This is a genomic window from Xanthomonas sp. SHU 308, from assembly GCF_000364645.1.
Lineage (GTDB): Bacteria > Pseudomonadota > Gammaproteobacteria > Xanthomonadales > Xanthomonadaceae > Xanthomonas_A > Xanthomonas_A sontii.
Window position 1 is genome coordinate 1 of record NZ_AQOK01000407.1, and the last position, 877, is coordinate 877.

2 protein-coding genes are annotated in these 877 nt (G+C 71.6%); both read right to left on the minus strand.

The genetic code is table 11. The features are described from left to right. Window positions 1-330 (minus strand): FecR/PupR family sigma factor regulator (locus D588_RS24780; protein WP_043084883.1); only part of this gene is annotated, 330 nt, incomplete at its 3' end. Further along, complete coding sequence (locus tag D588_RS0113590; protein WP_026143698.1) at window positions 323-838, minus strand: sigma-70 family RNA polymerase sigma factor; 516 nt, start codon at window positions 836-838, stop codon at window positions 323-325. The genes D588_RS24780 and D588_RS0113590, both read right to left, overlap by 8 nt. Window positions 839-877: the final 39 nt, after the last annotated feature.

Below are 877 nucleotides of genomic sequence, written 5' to 3' on the forward strand. Positions count from 1 at the left end.
CGCCAACGGCCAGCGCCTGCGCCGTGGCAGGACACGACGCGGGCGGGGCACCGACGTCGGCGTGTCCACATCCGGGCGCAACGGCACTACTACTGCCCCGCTGCGCAAGGCATGCGCGCGCAGCTGCGCACTGCTGGCCTGCTGCGCCTGCGCCGCGGACGGCAGGTCGGCGTGCATCCGCGCGATGTCGAAATAGGCGGCCACGTGCGCCGGCGAGTGCCGCAGCCAGGCCAGGAACTCGGCCTGCCGCGCCGGCGGCAACGCGGTCTCGCGCTGCGCCAGGTACCAGTCCGCGGCCGCCTCGGCGACGCGCTGCGGATCCTCACGCATAGCGCGCCATGCCCTGCCGGCACACCGCCAGGCCCTTGATGATGTATTTCTTGACCATGTGGCTGGAGATCTGCAGTTGCTCGGCGATTTCCTGGTAGCCCAGTTCGTCGCGGTAGCGCAGCGTCATCGCCGCGCGACACTTCGGCGGCAGCCGCGCCATCAGCTCGGCCAGGCGCTGCCGGCGCTGCGCGCGGTGCACCTGTGCATCGGCCTCGCAGGGCACCGCCAGCCGCTCCAGCACATCGTCCAGGCAGGTGTCGCGCTGGCTGTTGCGCTGGTGCAGCAGCGCGTGCTCGCGCATCAGGTTGGCGGCGATGGTGAACAGGTAGGCTTCGGGATTGGCGATCTCCGGCGCATGCGCCTCGCTGCGCTGCAGCCGCAGCCACACTTCCTGCAGCAGGTCGTCGGCATCCCAGGCCGCGGCGCGACGCTTGCGGAAATAGCGGCTCAGCGACGGCCGCCATTGCAGGAACAGCCGCGACAACGCCGGCAGGGGTTCGGAACGCACCAGCCACTCGCAATGCCGGCGCCATCGGCGGGCGGGGGG